The organism is Scytonema sp. NUACC21 (assembly GCF_054684315.1).
The window spans coordinates 137,608-159,168 of sequence record NZ_BAAFZH010000092.1 but is presented as its reverse complement, the minus strand read 5'-3'; the positions used below and the strand labels follow the sequence as shown (position 1 = coordinate 159,168).

The 21,561-nt window shown below is 41.9% G+C and carries 15 protein-coding genes and 2 pseudogenes; 8 read left to right on the top strand and 9 right to left on the bottom strand.

Annotation, left to right across the window (positions count from 1 at the left end):
* Window positions 1-212: 212 nt before the first annotated feature.
* The 6 genes and pseudogenes from ACYRY3_RS25865 to ACYRY3_RS25840 all read right to left on the bottom strand — a co-directional run bounded on the left by ACYRY3_RS25865 (window position 213) and on the right by ACYRY3_RS25840 (window position 5,261).
* On the bottom strand, window positions 213-647 hold the full coding sequence (locus ACYRY3_RS25865; RefSeq protein WP_460204490.1) for a hypothetical protein: 435 nt from the start codon (window positions 645-647) through the stop codon (window positions 213-215).
* Between the two features lie 517 nt (window positions 648-1,164).
* On the bottom strand, window positions 1,165-1,578 hold the full coding sequence (msrB, locus tag ACYRY3_RS25860; protein WP_460204489.1) for a peptide-methionine (R)-S-oxide reductase MsrB: 414 nt from the start codon (window positions 1,576-1,578) through the stop codon (window positions 1,165-1,167).
* Window positions 1,579-2,119: 541 nt separating this feature from the next.
* The gene (gene petJ / locus ACYRY3_RS25855; protein ID WP_460204488.1) at window positions 2,120-2,455 is read right to left on the bottom strand and encodes a cytochrome c6 PetJ; all 336 of its coding nucleotides are present in this window, start codon (window positions 2,453-2,455) and stop codon (window positions 2,120-2,122) included.
* Between the two features lie 169 nt (window positions 2,456-2,624).
* Window positions 2,625-3,125, bottom strand: coding sequence for an N-acetyltransferase family protein (locus ACYRY3_RS25850; protein ID WP_460204487.1), 501 nt, complete (start codon window positions 3,123-3,125; stop codon window positions 2,625-2,627).
* A gap of 133 nt (window positions 3,126-3,258) precedes the next feature.
* Window positions 3,259-3,975: pseudogene (locus ACYRY3_RS25845) on the bottom strand (sigma-70 family RNA polymerase sigma factor); the annotation flags it as partial.
* A complete protein-coding gene (locus ACYRY3_RS25840; protein WP_460204486.1) occupies window positions 3,963-5,261 on the bottom strand; it encodes a histidine phosphatase family protein in 1,299 nt (432 codons plus the stop codon). The pseudogene ACYRY3_RS25845 and the gene ACYRY3_RS25840, both read right to left, overlap by 13 nt.
* 1,089 nt (window positions 5,262-6,350) lie before the next feature.
* Here ACYRY3_RS25840 and ACYRY3_RS25835 point away from each other — a divergent pair.
* On the top strand, window positions 6,351-8,600 hold the full coding sequence (locus ACYRY3_RS25835) for an ABC transporter substrate-binding protein (protein WP_460204485.1): 2,250 nt from the start codon (window positions 6,351-6,353) through the stop codon (window positions 8,598-8,600).
* A gap of 7 nt (window positions 8,601-8,607) precedes the next feature.
* On the opposite strand, the gene ACYRY3_RS25830 is transcribed toward ACYRY3_RS25835, so the two are convergent.
* The gene (locus ACYRY3_RS25830; RefSeq protein ID WP_460204484.1) at window positions 8,608-10,980 is read right to left on the bottom strand and encodes a CHAT domain-containing protein; all 2,373 of its coding nucleotides are present in this window, start codon (window positions 10,978-10,980) and stop codon (window positions 8,608-8,610) included.
* Between the two features lies 1 nt (window position 10,981).
* On the opposite strand from ACYRY3_RS25830, the pseudogene ACYRY3_RS25825 reads away from it, so the two are divergent.
* Window positions 10,982-13,039 (top strand): annotated as a pseudogene (locus ACYRY3_RS25825) (CHASE2 domain-containing protein); the annotation flags it as partial.
* A 91-nt stretch (window positions 13,040-13,130) separates the two neighbouring features.
* Here the strand turns inward: ACYRY3_RS25825 and ACYRY3_RS25820 are convergent.
* Window positions 13,131-13,391, bottom strand: coding sequence for a hypothetical protein (locus tag ACYRY3_RS25820; RefSeq protein WP_460204483.1), 261 nt, complete (start codon window positions 13,389-13,391; stop codon window positions 13,131-13,133).
* Between the two features lie 65 nt (window positions 13,392-13,456).
* Between ACYRY3_RS25820 and trpS the strand changes: the two genes are divergently transcribed.
* The 5 genes from trpS to ACYRY3_RS25795 all read left to right on the top strand — a co-directional run bounded on the left by trpS (window position 13,457) and on the right by ACYRY3_RS25795 (window position 18,472).
* Entirely contained in the window at window positions 13,457-14,467 is a 1,011-nt protein-coding gene (trpS, locus tag ACYRY3_RS25815) for a tryptophan--tRNA ligase (RefSeq protein ID WP_460204482.1), read from the top strand.
* 74 nt (window positions 14,468-14,541) lie between these two features.
* Window positions 14,542-15,468: a methylenetetrahydrofolate reductase gene (locus ACYRY3_RS25810; RefSeq protein WP_460204481.1), complete on the top strand. Its 927-nt coding sequence runs from the start codon at window positions 14,542-14,544 to the stop codon at window positions 15,466-15,468.
* Window positions 15,469-15,911: 443 nt separating this feature from the next.
* The gene (locus ACYRY3_RS25805) at window positions 15,912-17,051 is read left to right on the top strand and encodes a DUF262 domain-containing protein (RefSeq protein ID WP_460204480.1); all 1,140 of its coding nucleotides are present in this window, start codon (window positions 15,912-15,914) and stop codon (window positions 17,049-17,051) included.
* On the top strand, window positions 17,048-18,160 hold the full coding sequence (locus tag ACYRY3_RS25800) for an AAA family ATPase (RefSeq protein ID WP_460204479.1): 1,113 nt from the start codon (window positions 17,048-17,050) through the stop codon (window positions 18,158-18,160). Before ACYRY3_RS25805 ends, ACYRY3_RS25800 begins: the two co-directional genes overlap by 4 nt.
* A gap of 3 nt (window positions 18,161-18,163) precedes the next feature.
* The gene (locus tag ACYRY3_RS25795) at window positions 18,164-18,472 is read left to right on the top strand and encodes a hypothetical protein (RefSeq protein WP_460204478.1); all 309 of its coding nucleotides are present in this window, start codon (window positions 18,164-18,166) and stop codon (window positions 18,470-18,472) included.
* Window positions 18,473-18,783: 311 nt separating this feature from the next.
* Here ACYRY3_RS25795 and ACYRY3_RS25790 read toward each other — a convergent pair whose 3' ends face one another.
* The gene (locus ACYRY3_RS25790) at window positions 18,784-19,641 is read right to left on the bottom strand and encodes an oxygenase MpaB family protein (RefSeq protein WP_460204477.1); all 858 of its coding nucleotides are present in this window, start codon (window positions 19,639-19,641) and stop codon (window positions 18,784-18,786) included.
* Window positions 19,642-19,854: 213 nt separating this feature from the next.
* Here ACYRY3_RS25790 and ACYRY3_RS25785 point away from each other — a divergent pair, with 213 nt between their 5' ends.
* On the top strand, window positions 19,855-21,249 hold the full coding sequence (locus ACYRY3_RS25785) for an amidase (protein WP_460204476.1): 1,395 nt from the start codon (window positions 19,855-19,857) through the stop codon (window positions 21,247-21,249).
* Window positions 21,250-21,561 lie beyond the last annotated feature (312 nt).

Genomic DNA, 21,561 nt, shown 5'->3' with positions numbered 1-21,561 from the left:
GAAGTGTCAATTTCTCCAGGTTTTTTTTCGATTTCCAAATTAAAAATTTAAATTCTAAATCAAAAGTTTACAATTACGTAATAGCACTTATTTCCATCCTATTTGTATAACGTGAGTGACCAACCTTAAAAACCCGGTATCTTGGAAATACCGAGTGTCTCCTCTCTAATGCATGATTTAAGAGATTGTTACAAGACGAACGCTGACAATCGCTATTCACTCATAACTGATAGCTGTTCGGGTTCTGATAACGGTATATCTTGACGCTGGGCACTGCAATAAGCTAATTTACTGCCAAAGGTATAGCCTATACTTATTAGTAGAGACAAAAACGCTACGGTCACAATAGTCATTGAGCGATCGATTTCTACTTTCCATCTTGGCTTGAGTCCCAGAAATTCTTCCACATTTTTAATAGCCAATAAAAGAGAATCTTTGTCAATTCTATTCCAAGTTATTAAATTTCCACTTTTCTGATGATTTAAACAGGCACACAAATAACCAGGTGTTGATTCATCTCGCTTAATTATGAATGAATAACTATTGATTAGCTTAGCTACTAAAGTTCTTTTCCCTTGTAGTTGAAGTGTGCTCGGGTTCATATTGTTTGACTGAAGTATGCTAGCTGCCTCTTGTTCTGATAACATTTTGCACCTCTACACCATATTGATGGAAGTTTCGATAGTATATTCTTTGCAAGAAGTTAAACTTTCTTCTTTAAACACCATTTGTGGTGTTCAATTCATCTTTCTCTTGAAAGAGAAAATTTTTTACAATATCTTTTAAAGAATTTTTCTCAATAAGCAATCAGAAGATAAGCGCCAAGAAATAAATTAATCAATATTTTGGGGTGGGCGTCCTCGCCCGCCACCTGCGACGTCTGAGACAGACGTACCACAAGAAATTTTTGAGTATTTTTTTATTTGGAAGTCCCTTAGCTTGCAATTAATAAATTAGCTTATCTCTAAGACTCCACCATATTAATTTCGACGAACTGCTAGATCCCTACTTGTTTAGGAGATCTAGCTAATACCGATTCTATGAAGATGCATAGAAAAACCCCACCGCCTATGGCACCTCCCCGAACTTTGGGGAGGTTAGGAGGGGTAAAATCGCGTGCAGCTTCATAAACAATTGGTATTACGTGAACCAAAAGAATTCATTTCATGATTCTTCTGGAGTAAAGTTCAGAGAAACACCGTTGATACAATAACGTTTACCCGTAGGTTCGGGACCGTCATCAAACACATGACCTAGATGTCCGCCGCAACGTTGACAATGAACTTCTACTCTGGTCATAAATAATGACCTATCTACAGATGTGTCGATAGCACCTTCAATCGGATTGAAGAAACTAGGCCAACCAGTACCACTGTTATACTTAGTATCAGATGTGAATAGGGGTAGACCACAACCAGCGCAGAGGTAAGTTCCTTTGGCATACTGCTTGTTGAGTGGGCTGGTGTGAGGGCGTTCCGTGCCGTGTTGGCGCAGTACGCGAAATTGTTCTGTTGTTAAAATTTCCTTCCATTCTTGCTCAGTTTTGTTGCTTTCAAATTCGCTTTTTGAAGTTGTCATAGCTCCTGGTACCTCAAATAAATTAAAGCCAACTTGTTGAAATCTTGTTATTTAGCTAAGAAGATTATCTAACTCAACTACTATGGTAGACAACTACTTTGACACTCTCCGGGAAGACAGCCACGGAGATTCTTAAGATATCGCTATCGTGACATCTTGCACCTTCTCAATAAAGGGGTGTGCGGCATAGCCCTACCTACGTAATAATAAGCTTTTGGGCCTATTATTTTCGATTGGGAAACGGTGGTGCAAGATATGAGTCAACCCAACATTTAATCTCAAACCCGGTTTGTTAGAGAAACCGGGTTTTTGGAGTTTTCAGTTGAGTGTTGATTTTTTCGTAAGTAAGTAGGCGAGAACCAACAACAATATGTCAAGAAATATAAAGTTCGTGAAATCCTTTTGAATTAAGCTTGCAACGCTCAAGAGCAACTACGAACTTAGTATCGTTAACTCGCCTCTTTACCCATGAAGATGGGCATTTTGTTTACCCTACAAAAGTTATAAGTTATACCAACGAAAATCAACCTAATCCTCTACTCTATTTCCAACCTTTATCAGCTTGTTCCAGAACATATGCAGTGACATCCTCAATTTGCTCTGGTTTGAGACGACCTTTAAAGGCGGGCATAGCATTTTTACCGTTTGTGACTTGAGCGATAATCGATTCTTGGGAATACATTCCGTACTTCTCCAAAGCATCTTTCTTCAGGCTTTTTTGAGCTTGAACTAAATTTTTACCACCCGCATGACAAGACGCGCAATTAGCACTAAAAACTTTGGCTCCTTTAACTGCATCTGTAGCGAAAGCTGGGCTATTAAAGGCAAAGGCGAAAATTGCTACGCTTACAAACAAAACTGAAAGAATCTTTCTCATGGGTGTTCTCTCTACAATAAATTCACGCCACCATACCCAGCCTAATTTTGAGATTTATAACTGTTCTTGTCAAAAGACAAGTTGTCAAACATCAACGTTGATTCAGTTATTAGCGATAGCGTCTCATAGAGACGCTGCTTTAACACACTCTATCGGCAGTGCTATCGCTTTACTCTTTACTGTTCTCTGATAACTGAATTAGTCCTACCCCAGTAACCCGGCAAATTCTCCAATCTTCCAAAATACTTGCTCCCATACGACGGTAAAATACAATGGCTGGCTCATTCCAATCCAAAACGCTCCACTCTAAACGTCCGCAGCCCCGTTCCACAGCTATCTGAGCCACTTTTGTGAGGAGAGATTTGCCAATACCTTGCCGACGATATTCTGGTAAAACAAACAAATCGTCCAGATAAATTCCTGGCTTTGTTAAAAAGGTTGAATAATTGTGAAAAAATAGGGCAAACCCTACAGCTTGCCCTTCATATTCTGCTAGTATTGCTTCTGCGTATTTTGGTGAGCCAAACAAGTGTTCTTGAAGCGCTAAGGCATTACCAGTAACGGCATGAGATAACTTTTCATATTCTGCTAGCGCCTGCACTAACTCAAAAAGTACATCACAATCGGTTGGCTCAGAAAAACGTAATATAAGTTTGCTATTCGTAATCATTCGTTAATAGTCCACAGTCAATAGTCCATAGTCCATAGTCCACAGACATTAGTACATAGTCAAGAGTCTTCATTTGTTGACTTTTGACTTTTGTACAGACCCGCCATAACGGGTCTCTACGACTTTTGACTTATCATATTAGCCAACCCTTTAAGCGTTTAGCGATGTGAGGCCGTCTGAGCTTTCGCATGGCTTTGCTTTGAATTTGCCGAACTCTTTCACGCGAGAGATTGAACATATTGCCCACTTCCTCCAAAGTGCAGGGTTCGCTGGTAACTAAGCCATACCGGAGGGAGATAACGTCTTTTTCTCTTGGAGTCAGGACATCACCCAATACTTCCCAAATCTCCTGACGCATCATGGTTTCGTTCATCTTTGCCTCTGGAGATTGGTTATCTTCATCTTCCAGTAAATCCATCAATTCCGTGTCTTCTTCTTTACCAACACGGTGGTTCAGGGAAAGTGCTTGACGTCGTAATTGTTGGAGCTGGCGTAGTTGTGGTGCAGGAATTTCCAAAGCTTCCGCCATCTCCAACTCAGTTGGGTTGCGACCAAGTTTTTGTTTGAGTTCCCGTTGCGCTTTTTTGAGTTTATTCAGTTTTTCAACAATATGAATGGGTAAGCGGATTGTCCGTGCATCATTCGCTATAGCACGTGTAATCGCTTGTCTGATCCACCAGTAGGCGTAAGTGGAAAACTTATATCCTTTATCTGGATCGAATTTTTCTGTAGCACGGTTTAATCCCATTGCTCCTTCTTGGATTAAATCCAGGAAAGGAACTCCGCGATTTAAATATCGTTTGGCAATGGATACAACTAAGCGCAGGTTTGAGCGAATCATTTTGCGTTCCAGTTCTTACTGTGGTGGTTTGATTCAACAGGAGATTTGGAACGCCAAAATTGGGCGATCGCTCCTGGTATTGCCAAACCAGCAATGAGAATTACAAAGAAAAATTGCAGGCTCGAAGAGTTAATTGGTAGTTGTCTTGCCAAGGTAAATGTCACAATCAATGCAATTGGAACGATGATTGATAGCATCCTTGACAAGAGAGCTGAAGGGTAAAGATTACCGCCCCAGAGTACTGATAAAACTGGGGAAGTCAGGGCTGGTGGAACCATCCAAAACAGCACCCACATGACTTTGTATAAATCGCCCGGACCTTGATACAAGATTCCCGAAAATATTAAAAGTAGCCCAACTACCCATCGCAGCAACATTGACCCGTAGACTATATACTTAGCCGATGCAGTTACTTTGCGTTTACTTGCTGCAAAGTCAATATCTAGGTAGGTGTAAAACGTTGAAGCCGCAAGACAGGCAACGATTATCCCTCGAAATAGCTCTGACGGAATTCCTGCCGAGCCGATGAGTGCTCTTACCAAGCATCCCAGTAAGAAAGCAGCAGCATAGATCAAAATTGCCCACATAATTGACAGATCGTTGATCTGTTTACGCATGGCAGCGGCACCACCGGATTCCTTGTCGCGGAACTTGACTAGCTCCTCGCCACTCAAAGCCTTACCATTAGGAAGTTTTAGATGTTTATAAGCAGTCGGTGGTAAATCACTTAAATAAAGTGCTAAAGGCTCCAATACATATTGATGACACACTACTAAAACAGTTTCACCCCGTTTCAAGTGTGGTACAACTCGCTCCTCATAGAAAGAAGCAGCGCGTGCGTAAACTTGTGCAATCTTCTCACCAGCCGGAGGTGCTTCGTTATGGGAATGCAACATTTCCTCGAAGCCTTCATAGCCAAGGGCAAGACGAAGTAAATTCAGGTTACGTCCCGCAAAAATACCGAAGGATTTCTCACTAATCCGATGGTCGATTTGAATGGGAATATCGGGTGACTTCAGCGCCTGACTTTCAGCAAGGGCGATTTCACAAGTTTGCCTCGCCCGTCTCATGTGAGAAACGTATACTGCATCAAACTTGACACCTTTTTTCTTAATGTCAACACCTGCACGGCGTGCCTGCAGCCTACCAAATGCTGTAAGGTCAACATCCAGTACTCCCGCAAAAATGTTGCGTTCATTGCTCGTACTTTCACCATGTCGAACAAAGTACGCACGACCTGGATAATTACCCGTTTCACCAACCGTCACGTTGGTAGAGTTATTAGTTATTGTCATGCTGTTTAATATCGTAAATAATTGTTATGGACGATTTGAGTTTGAGTTAGCTGAAACTTTAAAGAGTCTCGGCTCTGTTTTTGAACCATGACCATTAAAGATATCGAGTTGTATTTAAACATTTTTTTGATTTGCTCAAATCCCATTTAGTATCAGATATCTCTGTGGGGTAAGGGTTTCGACTCATGGTACCACGTTCAAATACAACTACTGTCTGATTTTAAAATACCTGTCTTGGGTAATGATTGCGGTTCTCTTTAATTTTTTATTTATAAACGCCCTCTTAGATCTGCTTGAGCCAGACAAAACGTTACAAAGCGGCACTTGTCCCTCGTATTAACAACAGTTTGGAATCCTCGATTTTTAAAGCGGGGAGAGTTCAAATGTCAATCCATATCGTAAAGGCAAATAAATAAACTTGCCTTCAGAGGAAATACTAGATAATCATTTACGAACAATTTGAACGGAAATGTTGCACTTGGTAAAGGAGTGGCTGCTTATTCTCAATAAAATAAATTCATAGCTGAAAAACCGTAGGAAATCTTTTTTGAAAAAATCAGGGAAAATACTGAAATAGAAAGCTGGAATGGGGACTTTACGGGTTGTTAACCAAGCGACACCGACGGGCTCTTAGTGGCTCGCTTCCTAAAGGTGGTCAGAATCTCCTGTCCTCTCCCTGCTACCTTCTTCAAAACTGATTGTCTTCATGCTCGTGACCGATCGCATTAAATCGAGCGGTTTATTATTTCCGTAGATTCTCTCATATCGTATTTGTTCTTTAGTTGTAAAAAATAGAATAATAGTTTTTAATATCTATGTCAAACTTTTCCTATGATTATTTGACAAAGATTTATGATATTTTAATTAACTTCGTTAATAATGGAATTGATGTTTGTAACATCACTACGGGGGATGGCATTGTGGATGCAATTATTAGAAAAATTTCTCAAAAATAACGAAGAGAAGCGTGAAATTACGCCATGTGTGTTTGTCTGATTGAAATTATTGCACGCTCAGCCCTCGTCCCTCCCCCATTTTGCGCCAGTTATGTAACTCCTGATATATTTGTGACTGCACTGTTGTAATTTTATGCCTAAAAAGTTCCTGCTTTGGTTTCTGCTTGTAGTCTTCGCTTTTATTACCACCGTCACACTTGCCACCTTCAATCCTTTTCAGGAGACGATCGACATTGCTGTTGCCTGTCCGGCGAACACAGCGACATGTCGAAATAATGTTGACGCCGTTAAGCTCTATATCAAATCGGTGAATCAGGCAGGTGGAATTCATGGCAAGCGTTTGGTTGTCACTGCCTACGATGATAAAAGTGATGAAAAGGTGGCGCTCCAGGTTGGCGACAAAATTGGGCGCTCGAAGGCAGTTGCTGCTATCGGGCATGATGGCAGTAGAGTGACTTTCGCTGCTAGTAAGGCATATCAGCAATACAACGTACCAGTGATCAGCGGTTCAGCCACTGCCGACCGATTGGCTGACTTCAACTGGTTCTTTCGCACCGTTTTTTCCAACCAAGATCAGGCAGTTTTGATGGCTTATTACACCAAGAACATATTGAAATATTCTAAGGTTGGGTTGGTTTATACGGATGATGCCTACGGTAAAAACCTTGGGGAAACTGCTTCACAAACGTTTCGAGAGCTGGGTGGAAACGTTGTGGATGAATGGGCTATGGGAACAAAAGAAAACCTGAAGACAGATCTCCAGAAGGTCATTACAGGTATAAAGGCATCTATTGCAGCGAATCAAGCACCTGATGCGTTGCTTGCAGCCGTAGCCTTTGATGACGCGGCTGAATTTATCCGGCAGATTAGGTTAGCGAATATCAAGCTGCCGATTATTGGCGGTGACACCTTTGCTGACCTAGATGTTATCCGAGAATTGGACAAGGATGTAAAACAGCGGGAACAAAAGGACTTTTTTACCTCAAATCTTCTAGGCGTTACTCCTGTCATTTTTGGGGTGTTAGATGACAGCGGTCAGAAATTTAGGGCTGATTTCGAGCGAGAGTATGGTAGAGAACCAGGCTGGACTGGTGCCAGCTTCTATGATGCGGCTGTAGCTGTGGTTGAAGCACTTAAGCAAGAGAATATTAGTGGTAAGAATACAGCCCAATTGCGATCGCTTTTGATTGAAAGACTCAAAAAATTTACCTCCCCTGAAACAGCTTTTGAGGGAGCCGGTCGTCTGGTTTACTTTGATAAGCGTGGGAATGCATTATCCCCTGCCTATATCGCTCAGTTCGATCGCCAGCAATTAGTTTCTGCGTTTACCCAGCTTCAGCTTGTGAGAGATCCCTCTGTAGTTCCCGATCTGGCTAAGAAGGTTGAAAGCGGCGAAATCTTGAAAGTTGGAGAGCGCTACTTGCAAAAGACCGATATTGTCTTTGCTGGTATGGACATCAACCAATTAGACAAGATTGATGAACAAACATCCAGCTATCTTGTTGATTTCTACCTTTGGTTTCGCTACCAGGGAGATGTGCCAGCGGATGACATTGAATTTACTAACTATAGCGTTGAACGATTAGATTCGGGTGAAAAACTCAGCTTAGACAAGCCGATTGAAGCAGGTCAAAAAGATGGGGTTAACTACAAAGTCTACCGGGTGAAAGCCGACTTCACTGAAGTCTTTGACTTTCGGTTATATCCCTTCGATCGACAGATTCTAAAAATTCGATTTCGCAACACCAGTCTTACCCGCAATCAGCTCATTTATGTGGTAGACCTAGTGGGAATGCGGGGAGCAGATTCTAAGAGAATATTGGAGCAAGCAAAGCGAACTAACGTTTTTAAAAGCATTACTAGTTGGATTGTGGAGCGGGTTCAATTTTATCAGAACACGCTGGTTAATAGTTCCACTTTGGGTAATCGACAGCTCATTGATACCAATTCAGACATTCCCTATTCCCAGTTCAACGCCAGCATTCATATCAAGCGAGATGTCGTCAGCTTCAGTGTCAAGAATCTACTACCGCTGCTGTTTTTCGTGATAATTGCTTATTTCTTGATGTTCTTGCCCTTCGAGCACATCTCTATCGAAGCGGTGAGTGGATTATTGTTAGCTGTTGTTTTTTATCACATCAGTCTCATTGAGCGGCTTCCAGATAGCGTTGGTTATACAGTTTTACTGGATTACGCCTTTTATGTGGTTTATGCATTACTGGGCTTGCAACTTCTGCTTGTTGTGCTGGGCAATAACGAGCGCATAAAGATTTACAATATTGATACAGTTCAACTTATGAGATTCGGAAGAATAGCGTTTCCAGCCATCATTGGAATTGTGAGTGTTTTCCTGTTGGTAGTACTTCAAAGAACTATTGCTTGATGGAGAACTAATTCCATTCGCCTTGTAAAGTGAAAGCCGCCCAATAGTAAGGTGCAGCATATTTTTGAGTCCGCCAAATTTCTACCTGTGCGGCTCGCAATGCTGCTGCAGGGGTTAATCGTTCTTTGAGCATCTTTTTGTAAAAGATCGTCATCAGTTCCGATGTTGCTCGGTCATCCACACTCCAAAGGCTCACCAAAACTCGCGGACTACCGGCATACATAAACCCTCTGGTTAATCCTACTAATCCTTCTCCCTTAACTTCCTCTCCCAATCCAGTTTTACAGGCGCTGAGTACCACCAGTTCTGCTTGCAGTTTGAGGTTAAAAACATCGTGCAAGCGCAAAAACCCATTTTGCGGCGTTCCTTTGTCGTTAAATAGGGATAATACAATTCCTGATAGTTCTGGATGCTTGCTGTTGAGAATACCATGAGTGGCAAAATGAATCAGGCGATATTGACTCAACTCGTTACTAGTAGCAGTGGTACGATTAGCACTAAAGTCAAAAGCTTTCTTGCCTTCGTTAGTTGGAACAAGGGCGAAAATTTGCTCTGCTTCTTGACGGGTAAACGGCAAGCGCTCAAAGCTTATATCTGAGTCTCTGGCTGCTCTGGTTAAACTGAGATTATCTAAATTGTTTTCTGAATCTGGTGGGCGAGACACTTGTCCTTTACCTTGGAGACGCTCATCATCACGACTAAAGATAGGATCTGCTAACACAGCTAATGTTTTAGTCGCAGGTTTGCGTTCTTTGTGTTCGCGTCGGAGGATAGCGAGTGTAGAGGCTGAGGGTAGAGTCACAATTTCATGGTTGAGCAGTAACGGTTGGTAGTTGCTACTTTTTTGTGAGTTGGGCGCAGTCAGGGCGGCAAATGGTACGTACTGCAAAGCTCCATCGCTGACAATGACTAAGCGTTTCTGTCCCAGTTGCTGGGCTACTGGTGCAAGTATTAACTCAGAGAGAGCATCTATAGATGGACTGTTCTTAAGATACGGAGTTGTTATAGATTGACGGAACTTTTGGACAGCATCTTCAATGTCCGCACGCTTGGGCAGTTCGTAACTCGTTATCTTCTTATTTGTGACTGCCCAAAGATAACTGCGTTTTTCTCCTAGAGAATATTCTAAAAGCAGTGTGTTATCATCGAGGACTTGTTTCTGAATTTCTGGGAGCGAAAGAGGTTGAGGTTGAGTGAGATCTGCATAACGGGGACTGGTAGCGCGGATCTGTGACTGCACTTGCTGATACTGCTGTAAAAGTTCTTCCTGAGCTTGTTCTAAAGCTTGTACCTGTGCTTGAGTATGGTTACCACCTAATAGCTGTACTCGACGTTTTTCTAAAACATCTAGTTGTTGCCGTAAGTTCCGCTCTTGGGAGAGTAGCTTTGGTTCCACTGCTTGACGAATATCCGCCTTAGCTTCTGTCAGCAATTCCAAGAGACTGCGGGCGCGGGCGCGTTCGCTGATTTGCAGTGCCAGAGTATCATATCCTTGAGATGGTTGTTGTTTGTGCAACTGCATGAGCAAATCAATGTAGAACTGATAATAATCCTGCACTGTAGCAAAATAGGAGACACGCAATTCTTGGGAGTCAATTTTGGTGCGTAAATCTTCAACAATGTCGATGACTGTTTTGATTTGAGTGAGGGCTGCGTTAAGGTTGCCTTGATTCCGTTGCACTAAGGCGATGTTATAGAGGGTTTGAGCTTCTCCTCCCCTGTTTCCTACTCGTTGGTATAGAGGCAAAGATTGGTGGAAATAATTGAGTGCTTTTTGCTGTTCTCCCAAATTTAAATACACTCTGCCAATATTATTGAGATTCGCTGCTAACCCTAATTTATTTTCCACAGTTTGAAATAGAGGTAAGGATTGGAGGAAATAATCCAACGCTTTTTGTCTTTCTCCCAAACTTAAATAAACCGTACCAATGTTGTTCAGGCTACCAGCTTCCCCTATTTTGTCTCCTACGTATCGCTTGAGAACTAGGGATTGTTGAAAATAATTTAGTGCTTTTTGCGTTTCTCCTGAATCTAAGTAGACTGTACCAATATTGTTGAGGGTATGAGATTCTGCTGACTTATCTCCCGTTTGTTGATACAAAGGCAAAGATTGACGGAAATATTCTAATGCTTTTTCCCGTGCGCCAAAATCCAAATAGACATAACCAATGTTATTGAGAGTACGAGCTTCTCCTCGTTTGTCTCCTACCTGCTTCCTCAGGGAAAGGGATTTTTGAAAATAATTCAGTGCTTTTTGCGAGTCTCCTAAATCTAAGTAGACATTGCCAATGTTGTTGAGACTAATCGCTTCCCCCAGTTTATCTCCCATCTGTTGCTTGAGTAAAAGGGCTTGGTGAAAATAGTCCAGTGCTGTTTGCACCGATACCCGTATTGCGATTGTTGATATTAATGAAGCAGATATCCGCAAACAAAGTCAATGGCCCATATCCGATCGGGAGCTTGCTAAAGTCTTAGAGAAAATCAAACAACAACAACCTAGAGCCATAGGTTTAGACCTCTATCGTGACTTACCCGTACATCCCGGTCATCAAGAACTACTCAAGGTTTTTGAGTCTACACCCAATTTAATTGGAGTGCAAAAAGTTTCTCACACTCCTGACAGTTCTGCAGTTAATCCCTCACCCATACTGAAACAACGCCAGCAAATTGGAGCCAATGACCTGCCATTAGACGGCGATGGTAAGATTCGACGCGGGTTATTGTACCTAAATGTCAACGAGGAGGAGACTCTTGAAAGCTTTGCGTTAAAACTGGCATTATTGTACTTAAAACCTGAAGGTATTATCGAGAAACCAGCAAAAAATAATCCCAATTACTTGCAATTAGGTAATAGTGTTTTTTATACCTTTGAAGCTAATGATGGGGGTTACGTTCGAGCAGATGCAGGTAGCTACCAAGTGCTGTTGAATTACCGGGGAGGGATACAACAGTTTACCAGAATCTCTCTCTCAGATGTGCAAGAAGACCGCATTCCACCGGATTTATTGCGAGGCAAGGTGGTCTTAATTGGTACAACTGCTGAAAGTTTGAAGGATCTATTTTACACGCCTTACAGCAGTCACATATTGACTTCCCCCAAACGCATGGCGGGTGTAACAATTCATGCCAATTTAATTAGTCAAATTTTAAGTGCGGCTTTGGATAATCGTCAGCTTATTAAATGCTTGCCTGAGCCGCTAGAGTGGTTGTTGATTTTGATTTGTGCGATCGTTGGTGCTACTTTGTGTTGGCTGCAACGCCACAACAACACTCAGAAAAACCTGATGGTTGTCAGTATTTTCCTTGTAGGTTGCTGTTTGCTTGGTGGTAGCTTTGTGGCGTTTCTAGGAGGTTGGTGGATTCCCGTTGTCCCTTCGCTGCTAGCATTAGGAGGATCGGCGATCGCGGTTACCCAGTATGTGGCCCAAAGTGCTACTGAAATGAGAAAAACCATCGGTCGCTATTTGACCGATGAAATACTTGCAAATATATTGGAAACTCCTTCTGGTTTAAAGCTGGGGGGAGAGCGGAAAAAAGTTACAGTTCTTGTCTCCGATCTGAGAGGATTCTCCGCTATTTCCGAACAATTGCCACCCGAACAAGTTGTGAAGATTCTCAATCTTTATTTAGGGGCAATGACGGATGTTATTGAGCGATATAAAGGTACAATCAGCGATTTTATGGGTGATGGCATCTTTGTCATGTTTGGTGCGCCTATATGCCGTAATGATGATTCCCAACGAGCTATCGCCTGTGCTGTGGAGATGCAATTAGCCATGCAGCAAGTAAATGCACAAATTCAGCAAATGAATTTACCAACCCTTGAAATGGGAATTGGGATTAATACAGGGGAGGTTGTCGCGGGAAATATTGGTTCTCAAAAACGTGCCCAATATACAGTCATTGGCAGTCATGTTAATTTGGCGGCGCGAATTGAAACTTACACTGTGGGGGGACAGATTTTGATTTCCGAAAATACACGGAAAGATGCTAATATTGACCTTCAGATAACCGCACAATCACAAATAGAACCCAAGGGAATGAAAGAACCGGTAACTATTTGTGAAGTCCGGGGCATTGGTGGTAAATATAACCTGTTCTTACCTCTAGACGATGAAGAAATCATTAATCTGGAGCGGAAACTCCCTGTAGAGTATACCGTTTTGCAGGGCAAACAGGCTGTTGGACCAGTCTTTCAGGGGGAATTGGTGAGCCTTTCAGAAAAAGGAGCGCAACTGCGATCGCCACATTCCTTAAAAATCTTCAGTAATCTGAAGCTCAAGTTATTAATTGACACAGAACTAGCTACAGAAGAAAAATACTTCTATGCCAAAGTCGTCAAACAATGTGAGGTTGACGGATATCATTTTCTGATTAGTTTTACAGCTATTTCCCCAAGAGCGATTGAAGTCTTCATACGTAGTTGCTGTACCCGTTGAGGGTTTTGAGTTCTTTGCCAGAAACATCCAAGAGTCTAAGAAAACAACTCCTGAGTTATCTACCACCTAATGTTCAAATCGGGCATAAGTCTCACGCGATCCCCTTTGTTCTTGGGCGGCTTTGACGGCTGGAGTAAAGGCAATTTGGGTAAATTTTTGTGGCATAATTTCTCCTTTCAAATGCTGACATTTTTTCAATAAGAGGGCGTGCGGCATGCTCCTTGAATGCCATACTGAGATGGGCTTCTTCCACTGCAAAAGCTAATCGGTCGCAAAATGGTTGGGGTGCTTTACCCATTTCTCCAGTGATATACTCTGACCAAGGCTCGTAAGGTGATGGGTATAATGTCAAAATTGAATGAGATTTGTGACCGCAACTTTACAAAGCGGGGTTTGAGCACACTATAGTGGAAATCAATGGGTAAGCAACGAGTTTTTTCTGGCGTTCAACCAACTGGCAATTTGCACTTAGGTAACTACTTAGGTGCAATTCGCAACTGGGTAGAAATTCAACATCAATACGATAACTTCTTTTGTGTGGTGGATTTGCACGCGATTACCGTACCGCACAACCCAGCAACACTAGCGTCTGATAGCTATACCATTGCAGCTCTCTATCTTGCATGTGGTATTGATTTAAACTACTCTACTATCTTTATACAATCTCACGTTTCTGCCCACAGCGAACTGACTTGGTTGCTGAATTGCATCACGCCCCTAAATTGGCTGGAAGATATGATCCAGTTTAAAGAAAAGGCAGTGAAGCAGGGAGAAAACGTTAATACTGGTTTGTTGGACTACCCAGCACTGATGGCTGCGGATATTCTGCTGTACCAAACGGATAAGGTACCAGTGGGTGAAGACCAAAAACAACATTTGGAATTGACGCGGGATATTGTGAATCGATTTAACCACCTGTTTGCCAAACCCGATAAACCAGTGCTCAAGTTGCCAGAACCGATGATTCGTAAGGAAGGCGCAAGGGTGATGAGTTTGACGGATGGTACTAAGAAAATGTCGAAGTCCGATCCTTCAGATTTGAGCCGCATTAATTTGTTAGATTCTTCTGACGAAATTGCCAAAAAAATTAAGCGCTGCAAAACCGATCCCGTGCGCGGTTTGGAGTTTGACAATCCGGAACGTCCTGAAAGTAACAATTTATTAACGCTATATATGCTGCTTTCAGGCAAGACAAAGGAAGAAGTTGCCGCTGAATGCCAAGATATGGGCTGGGGTCAATTTAAGCCTTTGTTAACGGATACGGCAATTGAAGCGCTAAAAGTCATCCAAGAAAAGTATCAGGCGATAATGGACGATAAAGGCTATCTGGAATCCGTACTGCGGGATGGCAGACACAAAGCCGAGGCTGTCGCCAACCAAACTCTCGCACAAGTAAAAACTGCAATGGGTTACTCAATGCCACTGTAGCAATTTTACACTTTAGATTTTAGATTTTAGATTGATGGTCAATCTAAAATCTCAAATTCATCAATCCCAATTTTATGCAGGATACGCTGAACAACACTCCCTTGAATTCATTCCGCAAAGCCGCGCAAGCAGGGGAGTTCTTAGTGACCGCTGAGGTCGCACCTCCAAAAGGAGGAGATCCAACACACACCATCGCAATGGCGGCGACCCTTAAGGGGAGGGTTCATGCCGTCAACATAACTGATGGTAGCCGCGCTGTACTGCGGATGAGTTCTCTAGTAGCATCGACAATTTTGCTGCAAAACGGTATCGAACCAATTTGTCAGCTTGCGTGCCGCGATCGCAACCGTATTGCTTTGCAAGCCGATTTGATGGGTGCTCATGCCTTGGGTATCCATAACATACTAGCTTTGACTGGTGACCCCGTAAAAGCTGGTGACCACCCGCAAGCTAAAGGCGTATTTGACTTGGAGTCCGTGCGGCTGCTGCAACTGATTCAAAAACTCAATCACGGTGTTGACTCCAACGAGCAATCCCTAACAGATGGGGCGCTGAATTTATTTGCTGGTGCTGCAGTTGACCCCCAATGTGGCAGTTGGTCGGGTTTGCAAAGCCGATTTGAGCGCAAATTGGAAGCAGGGGCGCAGTTCTTCCAAAGCCAGTTGATTACAGATTTTGAGCGGCTGGAAAAGTTTATGGACACAATAGCTGCAGGCTGTAATAAACCGATTTTGGCAGGAATTTTCCTGTTGAAATCAGCTAAAAACGCAGAATTTATCAATCGTTGTGTACCGGGTGTGAAGATTCCCCAACACATCATTGATAGGTTGGCACAAGCAAAAGACCCCCTTGAAGAAGGAATGAAAATTGCTGCCGAGCAAGTGCAGATAGCGCGTCAATTGTGTCATGGTGTCCATATGATGGCAGTTAAGCGTGAAGATTTGATTCCGCAAATTTTGGATTTAGCAGGGGTTGCACCACTCAGTAGTCTTGTTTCCTAAATGGTAATAAGGTTAGTTTTTTCTGACAAATAAATTTGCTTGTTTCTTACTAAATAGCAAGCTTTATGAGTGCTCAGTGCTTATTCACACTTAGCACTTTCTTTTTCATAAACTGTTTTAGCTAGCAAGTTGGTTTTTTGGAAAAAGATACACTTTCTAAAAAAATGGCGATCGCAACTTATCTCAAAATGTATTCAACTTTTAAACAAACGCTATGATTTTAAAAGACAGTAACCCATGAGCTACTTATGAAAGCATTTTTCAGGTAAATGAAGTACATTGGTAGGGACGTAAGCCCTGCGGACAAGCTGCGCCAACCTGTTGCGTGCCGACGCTCGTAGGAATAAGGTCGTTCGCCCTTACAACTTCAGTTCGCTAAATGAGCACATACAACTATGACTGACTATAAACTGAATCAATATTAATACAAAGGAGTATCTGTTATGGAAATTCTGAATAATCAGAACACAGAATTACTTGATGAAGACGTTTTAGATGAAGAAGATAATGAAGAAGAACAGGTTAATGAAAAAGACACTACTTTACGATACGATCCTGAGAAAATTAACATTGTTACCAAAGAACCTACCATTGAACAATTACTGAGACGAATTGATGAGCAAGCGCTAGATTTAGCACCCGATTTTCAACGTCAAGCGAATATATGGAAGGAGGATGTTAAAAGCCGACTCATTGAATCTATCCTCATTCGGATTCCACTACCTGCTTTCTATATGGATGCCACCAATGAAGATAAATGGTTGGTTGTAGATGGTTTGCAACGGCTATCTGCCTTGAAGCAATTTGTTAGTGATAAGAAGCTGAAGCTAAGCGGACTCGAGTACCTCAAAGAGCTTGAAGGTAAAACCTACGATCAACTGGAACGCAGATACCAGCGTCGGATTGAGGAAACCCAGGTTACTGTCTATTTAATTGAGAAAGGTACACCTATTGCAGTCAAATACAACATTTTTAAGAGAATTAACACAGGAGGCGTACCTCTTTCTCCTCAAGAACTGCGTCATGCTTTAAATCCAGGTAAGGCAAACCAATTCTTGATTAAGCTTACAGAAACTCGGGAATTTCGGCAGGTTATTAATCTTAGTGATTCGAAAAAAAAGCGTATGGATGACCGAGAATTTGTACTTGGTTTCTTAGCTTTTACACTGACTTCCTATAAGGATTATAAAGAAGAAACTAGAGATTCTTTTTTAAGTAAAGCCTTGTCTAAAACAAATAACTTATCAGAAGAAGAATTAGAGAACATTGAGAAAAAATTTAAAAGTGCAATGAACACAGCATTTGACATTTTTGGAAAAAATGCGTTTCGTAAAATTTCTAAGAAAAATAAAAAAAACTATCCTGTTAATAAATCCTTATTTGAAGCCTGGTCAGTAAATTTAAGTAAACTTAGCGATCGAGAAATTGAAAAACTCCAGAAAGGCAAGCAAGAATTAATTAATAATTTTATCAATTGTGTAGATAATGATAAAGATTTTTTAGTATCTATATCTCAAGCTGCAAACAAAGTAGAATATAGATTTAGTACGATTGAAAAAATCATTCAGGAAGTACTACGATGATTCGCTCACTACGCTTAATTAATTTCAAGCCTTTTGAAAATCAGTTCCTTGAATTTAGACCACTTACTCTACTTTCAGGTCTTAACAGTACTGGCAAGTCTTCTGTACTGCAATCTCTACTGCTCCTACGTCAATCGTTTCAACAAGGGTTGTTACCAGATATAGGTTTAGCATTGAATGGTGATTTGGTTTGTATTGGTACGGCTCAAGATGCACTTTTTGAGGGTGCAGGAAAAGAAGATCCTATTGGCTTTGATATTGTTTTTGAAAATGGCATAGAAGGAATATGGCGTTTCAACTATGACAGAGAGGTTGATGTATTAAATATTGCATCAAAAAGCCTTACTCAAGAAGTTTATAGGTTAAGTCTTTTCAGCAATAACTTCCATTACCTTCAAGCAGAGCGTATTGAACCGAGACCTTTTAATGAAATGTCAGATTATCAAGTACGACGACTTGGGCAAATTGGTACTAGGGGAGAATACACTGCACATTTTCTTTCGATTTATCAAGATATAGATATTCCGAATGGAGAACTGAGCCATCCAAAAGCAAAGTCATGGAATCTTATTAATCAAGTTGAAGCATGGATAGGAGAGGTTAGTCCTGGGACACGCATTAAAATCTCCTCTAAACCAGATGTAGATTTGATGAGTCTTCAATATTCCTACGGAGATAACAACCCTTATCGTGCTACAAATGTTGGATTTGGGATTAGCTACACTTTGCCAATCATCGTAACATTACTGTCCTCTAAGCCAGGAACGCTAATTATAATTGAAAATCCAGAAGCCCATCTACATCCTCAAGGACAAGCAAAAATGGGTGAGTTGCTAGCTCTAGCAGCCAGTTGTGGTGTTCAAGTTGTGATAGAAACTCACAGCGACCATGTTTTAAACGGAATTCGTCTTGCGGTTCATGGCGGGAAACTTCCTCCTGAAGATGTTCAGTTGCATTACTTTCAACGACAGGAAAAAGGAAGACAGGCTTTTACTGAAGTTGTTTCACCAAGAATTGATAGAAATGGACGAATAGACAAATGGCCCGATGGCTTCTTTGACGAGTGGGAAAAAAGCTTAGATGCTTTGTTAGAACCTGCGGGAGAATAGAAAGTGGATTTTGATATCATACTCAACGAATTATCTTTACAAAATCTCGCTCCTAATGAAGAAATAGCACGTCAATGGATGACAGGGTTGATTAAAACTATAAAGGCAATAAAAGCTCACGGTGTGAAGGTTAGCCTTCGTACTAAAGATAATTTTTACTCTACAGTACTTGCACCAAACTATCCTCTAAGGCGTTGGCTTAACGATAAAGAAGTAGACCGAGTAGAGCGAGGTTTTATCATAACTCTGGTAACCAAAAGTCCCTTTTCAACAGAAATTATAAATCCAGCAGTTCAGAACAGTAAAATATAGGACATAGCTTTGAAGTAGAAGACTTTTGGTTCATGAGCTCAAGAAATGTTCGCAGGACGTACCTTAAGATAGGAAACGATGAGACGGTAAGTTGTAGATTTAGCAAGTAGCTCAAACAAATTACAGCAGTTTTCACCTAAATGAAGCACAGCATTTTCTTGTGGTACGGGCGTCCTCGCCCGTTCCGGATAAGAGGGCAGGCGAGGACGCCCACCCTACTCCATGTGGTCTATTTACCTGAAAATAGGTGTAAATGTAAGATATTATTAGAACCTTTTATATTTTTTTAGGTTAAATTACTTAGAGGATGTTTAACCTTTAACTTTTTCTTGTGGTCCCAAATTAGCTATTTCATAACCATTAGGATAACTGCGGATTGGAGAGTCAATAAAAAAGTTAGTATGCTTGCGAGGGGGAAAGAAACGCAGCAACCTACCCCGGATTTTCAAACTGGTTTCAAGACTCCAACGCAGGTATTGAGGAGGATGTTCAAAACCAAAGGCATCAAGCATTTCATCTTCAAGTAAGGCGTAGATTCCGGGTTTCAAAATAGGAGACATCCACTTGGGAAACCAACTCAAAAATAAGTCGCGGGTAGCTTCACCAACTCGACGATTTGTTTCTGTATAGCAAAAGTGGGTGCGTTCGTAATCAATATTATACTGTTCTAATTCTTCATAGGTTTCGGGGAGATTCTGAATATGCATTCGCTTCCCCACTTCCCGCCAAAAGTAAAATGTAGCTAATCGTTCTTGTTCGCACATCAGCCGCCAGCCAAAACGGACATTCCAACGGATGGGTTCATAAATAAATGTCGAAAGGACGTATAGGAAATCGGCATTATCAATCTTGAAGCGAGAGTGAATGGTATTCATCCGTTGAATTGCTTGACGACCACGTTCGCTGTCATAACCCCACTTAGAAAACTCTACAATAATTATTGCTGTATCGTCGTAGCGCTTTTGCGGACGCAAGTGAAACTCGCCAGTTTTATCCAGTAATTTAGAAATACTGGGAACGCAATAAGTTTTCATGAGTGCAATCTCCAACGCTTTCGTTACATCCCACGGAAACTCGTAGCCTAACATGAGATGATAAATCTGACAGTGGTCTTCCAGTGGGTCTAGTTTCTGAATACGGTGAAGAATATCGTAACGATGAAGATACATATCAATAAATCTCTATACCTTATAAAACTGTCAAGACTTATACGAAATTAGCACGTCGGGCTTTCAAGTACCAGGAATAAGGCTATTTTAGCTTATGTAGCTTGTCGTAAAGGTGAAAACACATACAAGTGTCTCCTGTTCTAAAATGAACTGGAGGTAAAAAAATGATAGAAAACGCCAAAAATAAATACAATTAAACTCTAAAACAACACAATGAATCAAGTGGATCTAGCTTTTACCCCAGCCCTAGAACAGGCGCAGTTAATTCGTCGCCGGGAAGTGTCGCCATTAGAATTGGTACAATTGTACTTAGAACGCATTCAGCAGTTAAATCCCCGTTTGGGAAGTTATTTTACAGTGATGGCAGAGCAAGCTATTGCAGATGCCAAAGCGAAAACGGAAATGCTTGCAGGTGCTAACGAACTGCCACTATTTTTTGGAGTGCCAATTTCTATTAAAGACCTCAACTCCGTTGCAGGTGTCCCTTGTACCTATGGCAACCCAGCACTGCTCAACAATATTCCTAATTATGATGATGGCGTAGTAACGCGAATTAAAAATGCTGGGTTTATTCTTTTGGGTAAAACAGCAACTTCGGAACTTGGTTCATATCCTTACACCGAACCGATGGGATTTCCTCCTGCAAGAAATCCCTGGAATTTAGAATACACCTCAGGCGGTTCTAGTGGTGGCGCAGCAGCATCGGTAGCAGCAGGATTGTGTGCGATCGCCCAAGGTTCTGATGGGGGTGGTTCGGTGCGGGGACCTGCAGCTTGTTGTGGTTTGGTAGGAATCAAGCCATCACGGGGACGAGTCACTCATGCACCAGTGGGCGATCGCGTGAATGGTATTGCAATGAATGGACCATTAGCGCGTACTGTGGCAGATGCTGCTGCACTTTTAGATGTCCTGTCTGGCTATGTGACTGGCGATCCATATTGGTTACCAGATCCAAATCCATCATTTCTTGCAGCTACCGGGATAAAACCGGGTCAATTGCGAATTGCCTATTCTACCAATATCCTCCCCATAGGTGAAGCGGATGATAACTGCAAGCAAGGCGTTCTGCAAACAGTCGAGCTACTACAACAACTGGGTCATGCAGTTGAAGAGAAATGCCCGGACTTTAGTGGGATAGTGGAACCATTTCAAGTTGTTTGGCAAACTTCGCCAGCCTCATCGGGGCTTCCTGTTGAGATTCTACAGCCACTAAATCGCTGGTTGTTTGCAAGAAGCGGTTCTGCCGGTGAGTATTTAAAAGCAGTTTACCAAATGCAAGCAGTGTCGCGACAAATCGTGGCATTTTTTGACACAGTAGATGTGCTTGTATTGCCAGTTTACCTGCATTCACCAATTCGCATTGGGGAATGGGCGGATTTAACCCCTGAAGAGACATTCCAAAAGATTATTGGCTGGATTGCACCTTGTCCTCCGGCTAATGCTACCGGACAACCAGCGATCGCACTTCCTGTAGGTTTTGATAGCAATGGTTTACCCATAGGCGTACAATTGATGGGACGCCCAGCAGCAGAAGCTACTCTTATCAGCTTAGCAGCGCAAATAGAAGCTGCAAAACCTTGGATTCAGCATCGTCCATCATTGCCATGATTGGATTATGCAAGCGAGCGTTGAACAACTTGGCTTTATTAGATGGCAGAGGAGGTGGTATTTAGAATTATAGAAGCCGTAAGAATGTTCAACCTTAGATTAACGCAGATATTTAGATTTTGAAACAGTTATTGACCGCTCTAATGCTATTCCTAATTTGCCAAAAATTTATTCCGTTGTCTTTGAGGTAGCTCATAATTCAGAGTTAGTGGAGAATAGTTAGTAGCTCATAACCACCAACCAACCACTAACCACTAACCACTAACTAACTATGGCTCAAAACTCGCTCCCCCTCTCCCTCTCCCCCCCTCT

Excerpts from the sequence above, each read along its gene's own strand:
- ACYRY3_RS25790 (WP_460204477.1), bottom strand. The coding sequence starts at position 19,641 with ATGTATCTTCATCGTTACGATATTCTTCACCGTATTCAGAAACTAGAC.
- ACYRY3_RS25800 (WP_460204479.1), top strand. The coding sequence starts at position 17,048 with ATGATTCGCTCACTACGCTTAATTAATTTCAAGCCTTTTGAAAATCAG.
- ACYRY3_RS25785 (WP_460204476.1), top strand. The coding sequence starts at position 19,855 with ATGAATCAAGTGGATCTAGCTTTTACCCCAGCCCTAGAACAGGCGCAG.
- msrB (WP_460204489.1), bottom strand. The coding sequence starts at position 1,578 with ATGACAACTTCAAAAAGCGAATTTGAAAGCAACAAAACTGAGCAAGAA.
- ACYRY3_RS25805 (WP_460204480.1), top strand. The coding sequence starts at position 15,912 with ATGGAAATTCTGAATAATCAGAACACAGAATTACTTGATGAAGACGTT.
- trpS (WP_460204482.1), top strand. The coding sequence starts at position 13,457 with ATGGGTAAGCAACGAGTTTTTTCTGGCGTTCAACCAACTGGCAATTTG.
- ACYRY3_RS25810 (WP_460204481.1), top strand. The coding sequence starts at position 14,542 with ATGCAGGATACGCTGAACAACACTCCCTTGAATTCATTCCGCAAAGCC.
- ACYRY3_RS25835 (WP_460204485.1), top strand. The coding sequence starts at position 6,351 with ATGCCTAAAAAGTTCCTGCTTTGGTTTCTGCTTGTAGTCTTCGCTTTT.
- ACYRY3_RS25850 (WP_460204487.1), bottom strand. The coding sequence starts at position 3,125 with ATGATTACGAATAGCAAACTTATATTACGTTTTTCTGAGCCAACCGAT.
- petJ (WP_460204488.1), bottom strand. The coding sequence starts at position 2,455 with ATGAGAAAGATTCTTTCAGTTTTGTTTGTAAGCGTAGCAATTTTCGCC.
- ACYRY3_RS25840 (WP_460204486.1), bottom strand. The coding sequence starts at position 5,261 with ATGACAATAACTAATAACTCTACCAACGTGACGGTTGGTGAAACGGGT.
- ACYRY3_RS25865 (WP_460204490.1), bottom strand. The coding sequence starts at position 647 with ATGTTATCAGAACAAGAGGCAGCTAGCATACTTCAGTCAAACAATATG.